Origin of the sequence: Paracraurococcus ruber (assembly GCF_004353985.1) — a bacterium.
In the GTDB taxonomy this organism is placed as follows: Bacteria; Pseudomonadota; Alphaproteobacteria; order Acetobacterales; family Acetobacteraceae; genus Paracraurococcus; species Paracraurococcus ruber.
The window spans coordinates 1-16,545 of sequence record NZ_SMOA01000019.1 but is presented as its reverse complement, the minus strand read 5'-3'; the positions used below and the strand labels follow the sequence as shown (position 1 = coordinate 16,545).

Sequence of the window (16,545 nt, the reverse complement as noted above, 5' to 3'; positions counted from 1 at the left end):
CCACCGCGTTCGGGACCAGACGGCACAATCGCCGATCATTTTGCCGCGCGGCAGCATTTCAGCAGACTGGATTGCAGACCGGTCCGCAGGGGCCGCGCCGCCGGCGTCGCAGCACGGAGAACAACATGCCCGAGAATACCCCGAAGACCGAACAGCGGAACGGCGCGACGGCCGAGGTGGTGCGCCGCGGCGCAGCCGCCGCCCGCGGCACGACCGAGGCCCTGCGGCAGGCGCCGCAGGTGGCCGCCGAACAGGTCCGCAACGGCCAGGCCGCGGTGACGGAGGCGGTGCGCGCCACGGTCGAGGCGGCGCAGCAGCCCGCCGTCCAGGCGGCCGAGGCGGTGGGCCAGGCCAACGCCGAGATGGTGCGGCGCGCGGCCGAGACCGCTGCAAAAGGCCCGGACGCCCTGGCGCAGGACGCGCAGCGCAATGCCGCCTCGCTCTGGGCCGGTGGCTTCGACCTGTGGCGCGGCCTGCCCGGCGCGGCGCCGATGCCGGGCGGCATGGGTGAGATGCCGCAGGCCTTCGCCGGCCTGTTCGGCGACCTGCTGCGGAACAACCTGCGCGTGGCGCAGGAGATGCTGCGCCTCACCAACCCCGTCGCGCTGATCGAGCTGCAGCAGCGCATGATGCGCGGCTATGTCGACGCCGTGCTGCACAGCCAGTCCATGCTGCTGGGCACCGCGCAGCGCGCGGCGGAGACGGCGCAGCGCCCGCCCGGGCGCTGACGCCTCAGGGAATTGTGCACCGCAGCGGAACGCGCTGCGGTGCAGCACGTTTGGGGTGAATGGCGGCCTGGACCCCCGCCAGCAGGCACCGGCCCGCTCCGGCCGGTGCGACGCCGGGCAATCCCGCCATCATCATGACATGAGACTGTCGCGGCGCAGGCCGCGACGGAACGGGGACCGCATGGCCGAGCCCGAGCGCACCGGAAGACTTGTCGAGGAGAGGGTCGTCCCCGTCGTGGAGGAAACGGCCGTCGTCACCAAGGAACAACTCGTCACCGACCGGGTGCGCCTGCACAAGCGGGTTCATGCCGAGCGGCAACGGCTGGACATCCCGGTCCGGACGGAAAGCCTGGAGATCGCGCGCATTCCGGTCGGCCGCTTCGTCGAGGCGGCGCCTGCGGTGCGGCAGGTGGGCGACACCACCATCCATCCGGTGGTGGAGGAAGTCCTGGTCGTCGAGAAGCGACTTCGGCTGGTGGAGGAGGTGCATGTCACCCGCCGCCAGACCACCCGGCAGGTCCGGGACGAGGTGACGCTGCGGCGCGAGGAGGTGACCGTCGAGCATCTGACGGACCCCCACGCGACGGAGCGCAACGGGCCGGGCTGAGCCCCGGCCGGATCACGATACATATTCAGGACAAGGAAAATTCTATGATGGAATCCGTGATCGGTCTGCTCGCCAACCGCGAGCAGGCGGAGAGCCTGCGCCGTGCCCTGGCCGAGGCCGGCATCCGCGAGACCAACGTGGTGATCTTCGACCGCCAGGCGGGCCAGACGCTGATGGACGAGCTGGAGGATCGCGGCCTCGAGGAGACGCGCGCTAGGCTCTACGCCCAGGCGGTGCAGAAGGGCGGCGTGCTGGTGGCGGCGGAGGCCGAGAAGGCCGAGGCGGCGCTGACGGTCATGAACCGCTTCGACCTGACCTCGCCCGAGGCGCTGCTGCAGGGCGAGCATGTCGAGCGCGCGCAGTCGGTGGAGGAGGAACTCCATGTCGGCAAGCAGACCGCGGTCGGCGGCAAGCGCCTGGTGACGAGCGTGCAGGAGCGCCAGGTGGAGATGCCGGTCACCCTGCACGAGGAAGAGGTCGAGGTCGAGCGGACCCGCGAGAACCATCGGCTGAGCCCGGAGGAGGCCGGCCGCGCCTTCCAGGAGGAGACGGTGGAGCTGACCGCGACCAGCGAGCGGCCGGTCGTCTCCAAGGAAGCCCGCGTCACCGGCGAGGTCGCGCTGCGCAAGCGCGCGGTGGAGCGCCGCGAGGTGGTGCGCGACACGGTCCGCCGGCAGGACGTGGATGTCGAGACCATCGCCGAGCGCAAGGTCGGCCCGACCCGCGAGGCCTGACGGAGGCGGGCGGGGCGCCACGGCACCCCGCCAGGCTTGCGTGACGGAGCAGGGTCTCGCACCGGGGCGATGACGCCCCGCAGCGATCTGTCCTGATGCCAGCGGCGTGCATCGTCCCATCATGCCGCGCCGCCAGGCCATGCGGCCCGACCCGCCCGGCGGTCGGCCATGATCGACGGGCGTACGTCCAGAGCGGCTTGCGCGTTCTTCTGAGCGCGCAAGCCGCCCTATCCTGTTGATTGCAGAGCGGATTCACGCGTCCGGGCGGTCACGCCCTCCCGCGATCCGCTCTAGGGTGGGGCCGCAGCCTCCCGCGCCATGCGGGAACGGGTGCGGCCCTCCACCGTCGCCGGCGTCGGCTGCGGCGCGAAGATCGCGCCCTCGGTCGGCGGCGCCGGCGGACCGGATGTCATCTGCGCGCCATGCACCACGTCGCCGGCGATGCGCTCCGCCAGGCCCGGCCAGAATTGCGCGCCCAGCACGGCGCCTTCCGCCTTCCAGCCCACCGCGATCTCCTTGCGCGGCCGGACCGCCGCGGCGGCGATCGCATCCGCGACCGGCTGGGCATCGTCCATCATCGCCATGCGCGGCGTGCGGCCGCTGTAATTCGCGGTGTTGTCCCAGTAGGGCGTGTCCACCGCCCAGGGCAGCACGGTGGCGACCTGGATGCGGTCCGCGCCGGCCAGGCGCAATTCCTGCCGCAGCGCGCCGGAAAGGCCGATGACGGCGTGCTTCGTCGCGGCATAGCTGGCGTGGTAGGCGACGGGGATGCGTCCCTCGACCGAGGCGACGTTGACCAGCGTGCCGAAGCCCTGCACGCGGAACTGCCGCAGCGCCGCATGGCTGCCGAAGATCACCCCCTTCAGGTTCACGTCCACGATGCGCGCATGGTCGCGCGGCGGGATGTCCTCGAACCGGCCGATGGCACCGATGCCGGCATTGTTGATCCAGGCATCGATGCGGCCGAAGCGGGCGAGCGCGGCCTGCGCCAGGCGATCCACCTGCGCGGGGTCGGAGACGTCGGTCGGCACCGCCAGGGCCTGGCCGCCCAGCGCGCGGATCTGCGCCGCCGCTTCCTCCAGCGCCTCCGCCCGCCGCGCCGCCAGGACGACATTGCCGCCGAGGCTGCCGAGGCGCAGCGCGGCGCCGCGGCCGAGGCCGCTGGAGGCACCGGTGACGACGAAGGTGCGGCCGGCGACCTGCGCACGGTCGGACTCATCCAGCGAACCGCCGCCGCAGGCCGCGAGCGGCAGGACCAGCAGGGCGAGCAGCAGGAGCCCTGGCTTCCACGCACCGCGTCGCTTTCCCATGCCACCTCTCCCTTCGCCTGTCCGGCAGATGGCGAAGGCCGGGGCGCCGCCAAGCCGCCGAGGGCGCGGGGAACCGGGCGCGGCTCGGTCACCGCGGCATCGTGACGCGCGGCCGGGGACCGGGACGCGCCTGTCCGGCGGGCGCGGCCGCTCGCGGCACCGGGTCATTCGCCATGCGGTGCCTGGGCCGGCGGCCTCGCCCGGCATCCGCCGGCCGGACCCGCGGCCGGGGCCGGTCAGAGCCCCAGCAGCCGCGCCGCATTGCCGCCGGCGATGGCGGCGACGGTCGCCTCGTCGAAGCCCGCGGCCGAGCGGATGTGCCCGACCGGGTCGCTCTCCGCCATGTCGAAGGGGAAGTCGGTCCCCATCAGCACACGGTCGGCGCCGAAGACCGTCACCAGGTATTCGAGCTGGTGCGGGGTGAAGACGATGGAGTCGAGATACACCTTGCGCAGGTAGTGCGTCGGCGGCTGCGGCAGCGTGCCGCGGGCATCGCTGCGGGCGCCCCAGGCATGGTCGATGCGGCCGGAATAGGAAGGCAGGTAGCCGCCGCCGTGCACCGCCAGGATCGTCAGGTCGGGATGGCGCTCCAGCACGCCGTCGAAGATCAGATGATGCAGCGCCAGCGTGGTGTCGAAGGGATTGCCGACGACGTTGTTGAAATAGTGCCGGGTCAGGCGCTGGCCCTCGATGAAGCCGTTGGGGTGCAGCATGACGAGGGCGCCGAGGCGCTCCGCCGCCGCCCAGAAGCCGGCGAAGGCGGGGTCGGACAGCTCCCTCCCCTGCACATTGGTCAGCACCTGCACGCCCTTGAAGCCAAGCGGGCCCATGCAGCGCGCCAGCTCCGCCTCGGCCTCCCCCGGCACCGCCAGCGGCACGCTGCCGAGGCCGAGGAAGCGGTCCGGCCGCGCCGCGCAGAAGGCCGCGATGCCATCGTTCACCAGCCGCGTGGCGGCGACCGCGTGCTCCGGCGGGATGCCATAGTAGCACTGGCCGGGCGGCGGGGCGCAGAGCTGGATGTCGATGCCCATGGCGTCCAGCTCGGCGAGGCGCGGGCCGTGCTGGTTGAACACTTCCCGCCGGTCCAGGCCCTGCTTGCGGTTCAGGGCCCGCGTCTCCTCCGTGGCGAAGCGCGTCAACGGCTCGCCGGCGGGGTCGAGGAAGGGCGCCGCATACGTCGCCGCTTCCGGCACCAGCACATGGGCATGGATGTCGATCACCGGGCCTGCCGGCTTCTGCTCCCGCCCCGGGCGGCCATGGGCGCGCGCGGCGGTCGGGCCGTAATGGTTCGTCGGCTCGCTCATCCCCCCTGCCCTTCCCCGATGCCCGCCATCCGCGCCAGCACGGCATGGATCGCCGCCGTGTCCTCCCCGCCCCGTCCCTCGGCCAGCACCGCCGCGTGCAGCGGCAGCACCGCGCCGAAGAGCGGCACCGGGCAGTCCAGCGACGCCGCGAATTCGCCGATCACCTTCAGGTCCTTCGACCACATGGCGTTGCGCATGGTCGGCGGCGCGTAGCGCCGCGCCGCCATCATCGGCGCCCGCAATTCGAAGACGCGGGAGGTGCCGACGCCGCTGGCGACGAGGTCGACCACCTGCGCGGGGTCCAGCCCGGCCTTCTCCGCCAGCACCATCGCCTCCGCCGCCGCGGCGTTGTGGATGGCGACCAGCAGGTTCGCCACGAATTTCATCCGCGTGCCGTTGCCATAGGCGCCGAGGTCATGGGTGGCGCGGGCGAGTCCCTCGAACAGCGGCGCGAGGCGGGCGATCGCCTCGCGGTCGCCGCTGGCATAGACGACAAGGTCGCGCCGTTCCGCCTGCGCGCCGGTGCCGGACAGCGGGCAGTCCAGCACGACATGCCCGGCGGCGCGCAGGATGGCCCCGGCCGCCAGCTTGTCCTCCAGCGTGAAGGTGCTGGTCTCCACCAGGGTTCGCGGCGGCAGGCCGGCTGCGGCGATGGCCGCGGCGGTGGCCTGCAGCGCCGCCGGCTTCGGCAGGCTGGTCAGCAGCACCGGCGCCGCCCGCGCCACCGCCGCCGCATCCGCGGCGATGGCGATGCCGGCCTCGGCCAGCGCGGCGCGGCGCGCCGGGTCGGTGTCGAAGCCCGTCACCGCCCAGCCCGCGTCGCGCAGGTTCCGCGCCATCGCCCCGCCCATGATGCCCAGGCCGATGACGCCGACCGCCTTGTCCATGCGCATTCCCCGTCAGGCCGCCTTCTTCACGTTCCAGAATACCGTGCTCGGCGCCTTCAGGATGCCGCTGAGGCGGGAGGCGCGCCAGGCATGCGGGATGATCCAGAGGCCGACGGGGATGAAGGGCGGTTCCTGCAGCGCCTGGGCCTGCATCCGCCGCGCCGCCTGCTGCTGCGCCGCCATGTCCGGCGCGTCGAACCAGGCATCGCGCAGCGCCTCCATCCGCGGGTTCGGATGGTCGTTGCCATAGAGCGGCGTGTGCATGCCGGGATTGGTGGTCCAGAGCCCGGACCAGGAGAGGGCGAAGCAATGCCAGGGATGGCGGTCGGCGCCCTCGCCGCTCGCCCGCCAGCGGCCGACCATGGTGCCCCAGTCCATCGCCTGCAAATCGACGTTCAGCCCGATGCCGCGCAGCATGGCGTTCGCCACCAGTCCGATGGCATTCGGCGCCGGCAGGTCGGTGGGCAGCATCTGCACCACAGGGCGGCCGTCATAGCCGCTTTCCTTCACGAGCTTGCGGGCGAGGTCGAGGTTGCGCGGGCCGAGCAGCGCCGACAGTCCCTCGTCATTGGCATAGGGGCTGTCGGGGTGGAACCAGCCATGGCCGGTCCTGGTCAGTTCGGTGTCGCCGCCGGCCAGGGCCTGCATGAATTCCTGCTGGTCCACCGCCGGGACCAGGGCGCGGCGCAGCGCCGGGTTGTCGAAGGGCGGCACGCGGGTGTTGAAGGTGACGAAGCCGTAGAAGCCCAGGCGCTCCACCACCTCCACCCGCACATCGGTCATCCGCCGCAGGCGGGGGACGAGGTCGAGCAGCGGCCGCTCCATCCAGTCCACCTCCCCGCGCTGCAGCGCCGCGGCGGCGGTGGCGGGGTCGGGCATGATCTGCCACTCCACCCGCTCGAGATGCGCCACCTTGCCGCCGGCCCAGGCCTCAGCCGGCTCGTTGCGCGGCACGTAGCGGTCGAATTTGCGGAACACGGCGCGGGACCCGGCGACCCATTCGTCGCGGACGAAGCGGAAGGGGCCGCTGCCGATGCTCTCCGTCACCTGGGTAAAGGCCTCGGTGCGCGCCACCCGTTCGGGCAGGATCACCGGCTGGGTCAGCGCGAAGGGCATCAGCGCGAAGGTCTTCGTGAGTCTGATTACGAAGCGGCGGTCATCGAGCGCGCGGATCTCCGCCAGTTGTGACGCCAGGCGCTTGCCGAAGACGTCGCGCTGCATCCAGCGGCGGATGGACTGCACGCAATCCGCCGCCCGCACCGGTTCGCCATCGTGGAACCACAGCCCGTCGCGCAGGCGGAAGGACCAGGCCAGGCCATCGGCGGAGACCTCGTGCCCCTCCACCATCTGCGGCCGCGGCAGCAGATCCGCGCCGAGTCCGTAGAGGAAGTCATGCACCATCAGCGCGTAATTCGTGGAGATGAGCGCGGAGGACCAGAGCGGGTCCAGCGAGGTGAGGTTGGCATGCGGGACGAAGCGCAGAGTGTTCGCCGCCGCGCCCTGGCCGAGGGCCGGCCCCGCCAGCGCCGTGGCCGCCGCGGCGCCCAGCAAGGGCCTTCTGCCGATGCCGATGGTCATCGCACCCTCCGTCCCCGTTCCCACCGCAAGGCTACGCAAACCGCGTGCCGGCCGGCAACCGGTCGCGCGCGCGGACAACGAAGGCTAGGCTGCCGCGAACCGCAGGAGGCAGGGGATGCGCGCGAAGGTCCGCGACACCGAATTGTATTTCGACGTGCAGGGGCCCGGCCTGGTGCCGGACGGGGCGCGGATGCGCGAACGCCCGGTGGCCTTCGCCATCCATGGCGGCCCCGGCAGCGACCATAGCGGGTTCAAGCCCGGCTACACCGCGCTGACCGATGCGATGCAGGTGGTCTATTTCGACCATCGCGGCCAGGGCCGTTCCGCCCGCGGCGATCCCGCGCGCTGGACGCTGGACGAGGCTGTCGAGGACATGGAGGCGCTGCGCCGGCATCTCGGCTGCGGGCCCATCGTGTCCATCGGCACCAGCTATGGCGGCATGGTCGCCATGGCGCATGCGGCGCGCTACCCGGATGCCGTCTCCCACCTCGTGCTGGTGGTCACCGCCGCGCATGGCGGCTTCATCCCGCGCGCGCAGCAGATCCTGGCGGAACGCGGCACGAAGGAGCAGCAGGCGATCTGGACCAGGGTGCTCGACGGCGACATCAGGGACGAGGCGGAGCTGAAGACCTATTACCGCCTCATGGGCCCGCTCTATGCCGCGACGCACGATGCGGCGAAGGCCGAGGAGGGGATCGCGCGGGCGATCCACAGCCCGGAGGCGCTGAACCGCGCCTTCGGGCCGGACGGCTTCCTCCGCCGCTTCGACCTGCGGCCGGAGCTTTCGCGCATCACCGCGCCTGTGCTGGTGCTGGCGGGCGCGCTCGACTGGATCTGCCCGCCGGAATTCTCGCGGGAGATCCATGCGCTGATCCCCGGCAGCCGGCTGGTCGTCGCCGAGGGATCGAGCCATTCCATGCGGGTGGACGCGCCGGAGGTGCTGTTCGGCGAGACGCTGCGCTTCGTCGGGGCCTGACGCCGATGGGCACGGAGATCGAGCGGAAATTCCTGGTCGCCGGGGAGGGCTGGCGCGACGCGGCGCTGGGGCCCGGCCTGCGGCTGCGGCAGGGCTACCTGGCGCATGGCGGGCCGGCGGCGCCGGTGGTGCGGGTGCGCCTGGCCGGCGACCACGGCTTCCTCACGATCAAGGGACCGGGCCTGCTGGCCCGGGCCGAATACGAATACGCCATCCCGGCGGCGGATGCCGAGGCGATGCTGGCGACGCTCTGCGCCCCGCCGGTGATCGACAAGACGCGCAGCCGCGTCGCGCATGCCGGCCTGGTCTGGGAGGTGGACGAGTTCGCCGGCCATCTCGCCGGCCTGGTGCTGGCGGAGGTGGAACTGCCCGGCGCCGAGACGCCGGTCACGCTGCCCGGCTGGGCGGGGCGGGAGGTGACGGACGACCCGCGCTACCAGAACAGCCACCTGGCCCGGGCGGATGGGCCGCCGGCCTGAGCGGCCGGTGCGCGCGACGGGCCAGGCAGGCCGATCCGGGCCGTGACCGGCAGGGCGGCGTTGCCCTCCGCCGCGGGCCGCCCTACGCCGCCTCGCCGAACTGCAGCGCCGCCAGCCTTCCATAGAGCCCGCCGGCGCGCACTAGCGACTCATGCGTGCCCGTCGCCACGATGCGCCCGCCCTCCATCACCACGATGCGGTCGGCGCGCCGCACCGTCGCCAGCCGGTGCGCCACCACCAGCGTCGTCCGGCCGCGGGAGGCGACCGCCAGCGCCTGCTGCACCGCCTGCTCGCTCTCGGCATCCAGCGCGCTGGTCGCCTCGTCCAGCAGCAGCACCGCCGGGTCGCGCAGGATGGCGCGGGCGATCGCCAGGCGCTGCCGCTGCCCGCCCGACAGCATCACGCCCTTGGTGCCGAGGAAGGTGGAGAACCCCTGCGGCAGCGCGTCGAGGAAGCCGGCGGCCTGCGCCGCCTCGGCCGCCGCGCGCACCTCGGCATCGCTCGCCCCCGGGCGGCCGAAGCGGATATTCTCGAAGGCATCGGCGCTGAACACCACCGGGTCCTGCGGCACCAGGCCCAGCCTGGCCCGCAGCGAAGCCGGATCGACGCGGCGGATATCCACGCCGTCCAGCGTCACCCGCCCCGCCTGCGGGTCGTAGAAGCGCAGCAGCAATTGCAGCACCGTGGTCTTGCCGGCGCCGGAGGGGCCGACCAGCGCCACCGTCTCCCCCGGCTCCACCGCCAGGGAGAATTCATGCAGCGCCGACTGCCCGGGCCGCGTCGGGTATTCGAAGGTCACGGCCTCGAAGCCGATGCGGCCGCGGGCGGGCGCGGGCAGCAGCGCCGGCGCGGCGGGGGCGGCGATGCCCGGCCGCACCGCCAGCAGGTCGAAGATGCGCTCGGCGGCGCCCGCGGCGCGCTGGATCTCGCCCCAGACCTCGCTGAGCGAGGCGCCGGAACTGGCCAGCATGACGGCGTAGAGCACGAAGGCCGCCAGCTCCCCGCCGGTCATCCGCCCCGCCACCACGTCCCGCCCGCCGACCCAGAGGCTGAAGGTGATGGCGCCGAAGCCCAGCAGGATGACCAGCAGGATCAGCAGGGACCGGCTGTTGATCCGCCGCACCGCCGCGGCGACCGACTCCTCGACCCGCGCGGCGAAGCGCTGCCGGTCCAGCGGCTCATGCGTATAGGCCTGCACGGTCCGCAGCCCGGCAATCGCCTCCTCCGCCGTGTCGCCCAAGTCGGCGATGCGCTCCTGCGCGGCGCGGGACAGCCGCTTCTCCCGCCGGCCGAACAGCACCAGCGGCGCGACCACCAGCGGCACCACCAGGGCGACGATGCCGGCCAGCTTCGGGCTGGTGACCAGCAGCATGCCGAAGGCGCCGGCGCCGGTCAGGACGTTGCGCAGCCCCTGCGAGACGGCGGAGCCGATCAGCGCCTGCAGCAGCGTCACGTCGGCGGTCAGGCGGGACAGGATGTCGCCGGTCCGCGCCGTCTCGAACCAGGCGGGGGAGAGGGAGAGGACATGGTCGAAGACGTCGCGGCGGACATCGCCGGCCACCCGCTCCCCCAGCCAGGAGACCAGCCAGAAGCGGGTGCAGGTGGCGACGGCCAGGGCCGCCACCACGCCGAACAGCACCAGCGCGGTGCGGTCCAGCGCCGCGGCGCTGCCGGCGGCGAAGCCCTCGTCCACGAGGTGGCGCACGCCCTGGCCGAGGCCGAGGACGAGGCCGGCGGCCAGCAGCAGCGCCAGGGCGGCCAGCAGCGCGCGGCCGCGATAGGGGCGGAGATAGGGCAGCAGCCGGCGCAGGGCGGCGATGCGGGCGGGCGGGGCGGCAGCGGTCATGCCGGCCGAGACTGCGCCGCGCGCCCGGCCGCCGCAACAAGGCCGGTTGGCGCGGGGTTTGCACGCCCCTGGCGCAGGCATAGGCTGGCGCCTTGCGATGCCAGGGAGGCTGCGAATGGCCGACGAGATCCCCGTCCTCGACCTCGCCCCGCTGCTGCGCGGGGAACGGGATGCACTGGACCGGCTGGGGCCGCAATTGTACCGCGCCTTCACCGGGGTGGGGTTCTACTTCATCCGCAACACCGGCGTGCCGGATGCGCTGGTGGAGGCCGCCTTCGCCGCCGCCGCGCGCTTCCATGCGCAGCCGCTGGACGCCAAGCTGGCCATGCCCTTCAGCGTCCACAACCAGGGCTACCTGCCGATGCGCGGCAATACCTCGCGCATGAACGCCGTGGACGGCGTCAAGAAGCCGAATGCGAACGAGGCGGTATTCTTCAAGCGGGAATTGCCGCCGGACCATCCGGACGTGCTGGCGGGCAAGCGCTTCCGCCCGGCCAACCAGTGGCCCGCCGACCTGCCGGGCTTCCGCGACGTGGCGCTGGACTACATCGCGGCGATGGAGGGGCTGGGCCGGCGGCTGGTGCCGATCTACGCGGCGGCGCTCGGCCTGCCGCATGACTGGTTCGACGACAAGTTCCGCGAGCCGATGTTCACCCTGCGCATGACCCACTACCCGCAGCAGGAACCGACCGCCCCGGCCGATGAATGGGGCCTGGCGCCGCATGCCGACACGTCCTTCATGACCATCCTGGCGCAGAACAAGGTGCCGGGCCTGTCCATCCGCCTGCCGGATGCCCGCTGGATCGACGCGCCGGCGCTGGACGGGCATTTCCTGGTCAATGGCGGGATGATGCTGCGGCGCTGGACCAACCACGCCTTCCTGGCGACGCCGCACCGCGTGACGAACCGCTCGGGCCAGGAACGCTATGCCATCCCCTTCTTCATGGATTGCGACTACGACGCGGTGATGGCGCCCATCCCCACCTGCGTCACGGCCGACAACCCGCCGCGCTACCCGCCCTTCACCTACCTGGAATTCATGACGGAATACTCGGGCGCCAATTACGACCAGCGCGGCCGCTCGGCCGCCGGCGTGGCGCTGCAGGGCGCCTGACCCGGGGATCCCGGGGGCCTTCCGGCCGCTGGCGGGTCGGCGGCACTGCCGCCGAGGTTCGGGGAAGGCAGAGCCTTTCCCGGCACGCGGAAGCCGTGTTTCCTTGGCGCCAACCAGTGCCAGGGAGGAAGCCCATGCAACGCCGCGCGCTGCTTGCCGCGTCGCTCGTGCCCATTGCCGCGCGGGCGCAGAATTTCGCCGAACGCCCCGTCACCCTCGTCACCGGCTATGCCCCGGGCGGGTCCACCGACATCGCGGCGCGGCTCCTGGCGGACCGGATGCCGGCGCATCTCGGCGCCGGGACGCGCATGGTGGTGGAGAACCGGCCCGGCGCCGCCGGCGCCATCGCCAGCGAATGGCTGCGCCGGCAGCCGCCGGACGGCTTCACCATCATGGTGGCGGAAACCGGGTCGCACGCCATCGCGCCCAACGCCATCGCCGGCTGGAACCGCTACGACCCGGTGGCGGATTTCACCCATCTCGGCCTGATCGGCGCCCCGCCGCTGGTGCTGGTGGTGACCAACCGCTTCCCCGGCAGCAATGCGGCGGAGACGGTGCAGGCGCTGCGCCGCGCCCCGCCCGAAAGCGTCACCTACGCCACCTCGGGCGTCGGCGGCGTGCTGCACCTGGCCTCCGAGATGCTGGCGCAGCATCTCGGCACCCGCTTCGTCCATGTGCCCTATCGCAGCGGCGCGCAGATGCTGCAGAGCATCCATACGGGGGAGGCGCAGTTCGGCATCGCCGCCCTCGCCTCGGCCAACGCGATGATGCGGGACGGGCTGGTGCGGCCGGTGGCGGTCACCGGCCAGCGCCGCTTCCCGACCTGGCCGGACCTGCCGACCCTGGCCGAGAGCGGGGTGCCCGGCTTCGACTTCGACACCTGGTTCATCCTGGTCGGCCCGCCCGCCATGCCCGCCGCGGCGGCCGAGGCGGTGAACCGCGCCCTGGTCGCCAGCCTGAACGAGGATGCGCTGCGCGACCGCCTGCTGGCCGCCGGCCATGATGCCTGGCGCGGCCCGAACGGCCTGCCGGAGGCGCGGGCGTTCATCCAGAGGGAGGTCGCGAAGTACCGCGACGTGGTGGCCCGCACCGGCGTCCGGCTGGAGCCCTAGGGGCGGCCCCGGGGGGGGGCCGCCCCCGTAAGGAAGACGGCAATCCTTTCCCGCGAGGAGCCCTGAGGCCGCCTGCCCCCCATCGGCGCCGGCGCGACGCGGGTGGCTGCCAAGCCGGTCGGCAACCGCTAGATGTGGGGCGGCAGGGACGGCGCGCGGCAGGCTGCAGGGCCGCGCCCGGACGCCACCGACCGCCGAGGGCCGCACCCGCATGACCGCACCGCCCGCCGACCGCCCGCCGCCCGCGCCGCGCCGCCGGGTCCTGCGCGTCGCCCTGGCCCTCCTCCTCCTCCTGCTCGCCGGGCCGCGCGGGGCGGCCGCCGCCGACCCGCCGCCGATCGAGATCCGCGTGCTCGGCGGCCTTGCCTCCATCAGCCAGTATGTCCGCTACGAGGCGCCCTTCTGGACCGAACGGGTGCCGGTGCTGACCCAGGGAAGGCTCCGGGCGGAGGTGGCGCCCTTCGACCGCATCGGCATCCGCGGGCAGGAGATGCTGCAGCTCATGCGCCTTGGCGTCGTGTCCTTCGGCACGGTCCTGCTCGGCCTCGCCGCGGCGGACGAACCGGAGCTGAACGCGATCGACCTGCCGCTGCTGAACCCCGACATCGCCACCCTGCGGCGGACCGAGCAGCTCTGGCGGCCGCGGCTGGAGGCGCTGCTGCGCGAGCGCTACGGCATCCGGCTGCTGGCCGTGTACACCTACCCGGCGCAGGTGACCTTCTGCCGCCAGCCCTTCGCCGGGCTGAACGACCTGGCGGGGCGGCGCGTCCGCGTCTCCTCGGTCGGGCAGGCGGAGCTGGTGACGGCGCTGGGGGCGACGCCGGTCGTGACCCCCTTCGCCGAGATCGTGACGGCGATCCGCGCCGGCGTCGTGCAATGCGCGGTCACCGGCGCGCTGTCGGGCAACGCCATCGGCCTGCAGGAGGTGACGTCGCATGTCTCGCGCGTCGCGATCAGCTGGGGCGTGTCCATCTTCGGGGCGAACCAGCGGGCCTGGGCGGCGCTGCCCGAGGATATCCGCACCGCCCTGGCCGCCGGCCTGGCCGAATTGCAGGACACCATCTGGCATGCGGCCGAGCAGGAGACGGAGGACGGCTTGGCCTGCAATGCCGGCCGGCCCACCTGCGTCGGCGGCGCGCGCGGCCGCATGATCGTCGTCGAGGACCGGCCGCAGGAACAGGCGCGCCGGCACCAGCTGCTGGGGGAGGTGGTGCTGCCCGCCTGGGTGCAGCGCTGCGGCGCCGATTGCGCCGAGACCTGGAACCGCATCATCGGCGGCGTCCGCAACCTGCCGGCGAAGGCCGACTGACCGTGCTGTCGCACCGCATCCGCCGGGTCATCGCGCTCGGCTGCATCGGTATCCTGCTGCTGATCCTGCTGGGCACCGCGCTGGTGCTGGACCGGCTGCGCGACTCCGCGCTCTCGGCCGCGGCGCAGACGGTGCAGCGCGTGGCCAAGGTGGCGGAGAGCACGGCGAACCGGCAGCTCCTCTCGGTGGACGGGACGCTGGCCGGGCTGCCCGCCATCCTCGGCCAGCTGGCGCAGGACGGCGCGGTGGACCGCGCCGCCGCCAGCCGCATGCTGCGGGACATCAACTTCCAGAACCTCAATTTCCGCGACCTGGTGATCCTGCGGCCGGATGGCCGGCCCTGGGCCAGCGCGCTCGCCGCCTCCCGCAGCCTGCCGCCGCCGATCGACCCCGCCCGCATGGCGGAGGCGCGGGAGTCGGGCACCGCGGTGGTCACCGGCCCGGCGCGCAACGCGCTGACCGGCGAATGGGCGCTGTTCGTGCTGCGCGCGCTGGACCTGCCGGGGGCGGAAGGCCTGGTGGCGATGGCGGAGGTGCCGGTCTCCATCATCACCACCATGATGGCGCCGGCCGGCGACCAGCCGGGCCTGCGCATCTCGGTCGAGCGGCGGGACGGCACGCTGCTGGCCAGCCTGCCGCATGACGAGACCTGGATCGGCCGGCCGCTGCCGCGCAGCGCCGCGACCATGCCGGCGGATGGCAGCGCCGTGCAGGGCACCAGCCGCAGCGGCACCACCCCGGTGGTCGCCGCGGCGCGGCCGATGCTCTACCGCGACCTGTTCGTGGTCGCCAGCCTGTCGGTCAGCGCCGCCCTGGCCGAGTACCGCGAGGATCGGCAGCGCCTGAGCATCGTCGCCGGCGTCTCCACCCTGCTTGTCGTCGCCCTGGCCTTCGCGCTGCACCTGGCGCTGCGGCAGCGGGAGAAGGTGGAGGCGGAGCGCGCCACCGCCCGTCGCCTGCTGGAGAGCGCCATCGAGACCATGCCCGACGGCTTCGTCATGTTCGACGCCGCGGACCGGCTGGTGATCTGCAACCAGCGCTACCGCGACCTCTATGCCGTCAGCGCGCCCTTCATCCGGCCCGGCGCGAAATTCGAGGACATCATCCGGGAGGGCGCCAAGCGCGGCCAGTACCCGCAGGCGGGCGAGGATATCGAGGGCTTCGTCGCCCAGGTCACCGCCTGGCACCGCAACGACCAGCCGAGCATGGAGCGGCTGCTGCCGGATGGCCGCTGGATCCTGGTGACGGAACGCCGCACGCCCACCGGCGGGACGGTGGGCATCCGCACCGACATCACCGCGCTGAAGCACGCCATGGCGGATCTGGCCAAGGCACGCGACGCGGCCGCCGCGGCGACCGAGGCGAAGTCGCGCTTCCTGGCGCGGATGAGCCACGAGCTGCGCACGCCGCTGAACGGCGTGCTGGGCCTGGCGCAGGTGCTGGCGCGCGACCCGGCGCTGTCCGGCGACCAGCGGCAGCGCGCCGAGACGCTGGAGACGGCGGGCCGGCACCTCGTGGCGGTGGCGAACGACGTGCTGGACCTGGCGAAGGTGGAGGCGGGGCGGCTGGAGCTGCGGCTGGCCGCCATCGGCGTCGCCGGGCTGCTGCGCGACTGCATCAGCCTGGTGCGCCCGGCGGCGGAGGCGAAGGATGTCGCCCTGTCGCTGCAGCTGGCGCCCAGCGTGCCGGCGCATGCCGAGCTGGACCAGACCCGGCTGCGGCAGATGCTGCTGAACCTGCTGTCCAACGCGGTGCGGTTCGCCCCCTGCGGCAGCCGGGTGGAGCTGGCGGCGGCGGCGCTGGGCCCGGCCGGCGCGGACGGCACCGTGCCGGTGCGGATCGAGGTGCGGGACAGCGGCCCCGGCGTGCCGGCCGACCAGCGCCGGGCGATCTTCGGCGACTTCGTGCAGCTGGACCGCGGCACCTCCGGCGGCAGCGGCCTCGGCCTCGCCATCGCCGCCGGCATCGCCGAGCAGATGGGCGGGCGGATCGGCTGCGAGGAGAACCCGGCCTCCGCCACCGGCAGCGGCGCGGTGTTCTGGGTGGAGTTGCCGCTGCGGCCGGCCCTGGCGGCCGTGCCGGCGGCGCCCGCGGCGATGGCGGCCGGGCAGCCGGCGATGAACATCCTGGTGGCGGACGACGTGCCCGCCAATCTGGCGGTGGCGCGGGCGCTGCTGGAAAGCGCCGGGCACCGGGTGACCTGCGTGGCGGATGGCCAGCAGGCGGTGCAGGCGGTGCAGGACGCGGCGGCGGACCGGCCCTTCGACGCGGTGCTGATGGACGTGATGATGCCCGGGACGGATGGGCTGGAGGCGACGCGGCGCATCCGCGAATTGCCGGGGCCGGCCGCGCGCACCCCGATCCTGGCGGTGACCGCCGGCGCCTTCCCCGAGGATGTCGCCGCCTGCCGCGCCGCCGGCATGGATTCCCACCTGGCGAAGCCGATCGAGCGGGAGGCGCTGATCGCCGCGCTGGCCCGGCTGGCGGGCCCGGCCGGCGACGCGCCGCCGGGCCGGGCGACGGGGAAAGGCCAGGGCGCCGCGGCCGCTGCCCCGGCCTTC

General features: G+C 73.5%; 14 protein-coding genes. 9 read left to right on the top strand and 5 right to left on the bottom strand.

Translation table 11 applies throughout. From position 1 onward, the window contains the following. Nucleotides 1-125: 125 nt before the first annotated feature. From E2C05_RS06325 to E2C05_RS06315, 3 genes are all read left to right on the top strand, one after another. On the top strand, nt 126-728 hold the full coding sequence (locus E2C05_RS06325) for a hypothetical protein (protein ID WP_133218765.1): 603 nt from the start codon (nt 126-128) through the stop codon (nt 726-728). Between the two features lie 181 nt (nt 729-909). Further along, complete coding sequence (locus E2C05_RS32840; RefSeq protein WP_158291979.1) at nt 910-1,335, top strand: DUF2382 domain-containing protein; 426 nt, start codon at nt 910-912, stop codon at nt 1,333-1,335. A 47-nt stretch (nt 1,336-1,382) separates the two neighbouring features. Further along, nucleotides 1,383-2,069, top strand: a complete 687-nt coding sequence (locus E2C05_RS06315) for a DUF2382 domain-containing protein (RefSeq protein ID WP_133218763.1) — start codon at nt 1,383-1,385, stop codon at nt 2,067-2,069. A 290-nt stretch (nt 2,070-2,359) separates the two neighbouring features. Here E2C05_RS06315 and E2C05_RS06310 read toward each other — a convergent pair whose 3' ends face one another. The 4 genes from E2C05_RS06310 to E2C05_RS06295 all read right to left on the bottom strand — a co-directional run bounded on the left by E2C05_RS06310 (nt 2,360) and on the right by E2C05_RS06295 (nt 7,148). After that, nucleotides 2,360-3,379, bottom strand: a complete 1,020-nt coding sequence (locus E2C05_RS06310) for an SDR family NAD(P)-dependent oxidoreductase (protein WP_133218762.1) — start codon at nt 3,377-3,379, stop codon at nt 2,360-2,362. A 236-nt stretch (nt 3,380-3,615) separates the two neighbouring features. Then, complete coding sequence (locus E2C05_RS06305) at nt 3,616-4,683, bottom strand: amidohydrolase family protein (protein WP_133218761.1); 1,068 nt, start codon at nt 4,681-4,683, stop codon at nt 3,616-3,618. Then, nucleotides 4,680-5,570, bottom strand: a complete 891-nt coding sequence (locus E2C05_RS06300; protein ID WP_158291977.1) for an NAD(P)-dependent oxidoreductase — start codon at nt 5,568-5,570, stop codon at nt 4,680-4,682. Before E2C05_RS06300 ends, E2C05_RS06305 begins: the two co-directional genes overlap by 4 nt. A gap of 12 nt (nt 5,571-5,582) precedes the next feature. Continuing rightward, nucleotides 5,583-7,148: an ABC transporter substrate-binding protein gene (locus E2C05_RS06295; protein WP_133218759.1), complete on the bottom strand. Its 1,566-nt coding sequence runs from the start codon at nt 7,146-7,148 to the stop codon at nt 5,583-5,585. Nucleotides 7,149-7,263: 115 nt separating this feature from the next. Between E2C05_RS06295 and E2C05_RS06290 the strand changes: the two genes are divergently transcribed. Continuing rightward, nucleotides 7,264-8,124, top strand: coding sequence for an alpha/beta fold hydrolase (locus tag E2C05_RS06290; RefSeq protein ID WP_133218758.1), 861 nt, complete (start codon nt 7,264-7,266; stop codon nt 8,122-8,124). 5 nt (nt 8,125-8,129) lie between these two features. Next, nucleotides 8,130-8,603, top strand: coding sequence for a CYTH domain-containing protein (locus E2C05_RS06285; RefSeq protein ID WP_133218757.1), 474 nt, complete (start codon nt 8,130-8,132; stop codon nt 8,601-8,603). An 82-nt stretch (nt 8,604-8,685) separates the two neighbouring features. Here the strand turns inward: E2C05_RS06285 and E2C05_RS06280 are convergent, their stop codons facing one another. After that, on the bottom strand, nt 8,686-10,449 hold the full coding sequence (locus E2C05_RS06280; RefSeq protein ID WP_133218756.1) for an ABC transporter transmembrane domain-containing protein: 1,764 nt from the start codon (nt 10,447-10,449) through the stop codon (nt 8,686-8,688). 115 nt (nt 10,450-10,564) lie between these two features. On the opposite strand from E2C05_RS06280, the gene E2C05_RS06275 reads away from it, so the two are divergent. The 4 genes from E2C05_RS06275 to E2C05_RS06260 all read left to right on the top strand — a co-directional run. Next, on the top strand, nt 10,565-11,563 hold the full coding sequence (locus tag E2C05_RS06275) for an isopenicillin N synthase family dioxygenase (RefSeq protein ID WP_158291976.1): 999 nt from the start codon (nt 10,565-10,567) through the stop codon (nt 11,561-11,563). A 134-nt stretch (nt 11,564-11,697) separates the two neighbouring features. After that, entirely contained in the window at nt 11,698-12,675 is a 978-nt protein-coding gene (locus E2C05_RS06270) for a Bug family tripartite tricarboxylate transporter substrate binding protein (RefSeq protein WP_133218754.1), read from the top strand. Nucleotides 12,676-12,886: 211 nt separating this feature from the next. Then, complete coding sequence (locus tag E2C05_RS06265; RefSeq protein ID WP_133218753.1) at nt 12,887-13,984, top strand: TRAP transporter substrate-binding protein; 1,098 nt, start codon at nt 12,887-12,889, stop codon at nt 13,982-13,984. Between the two features lie 2 nt (nt 13,985-13,986). Beyond that, the coding region (locus E2C05_RS06260; RefSeq protein ID WP_133218752.1) for a PAS-domain containing protein at nt 13,987-16,545 on the top strand (2,559 nt) is incomplete at its 3' end.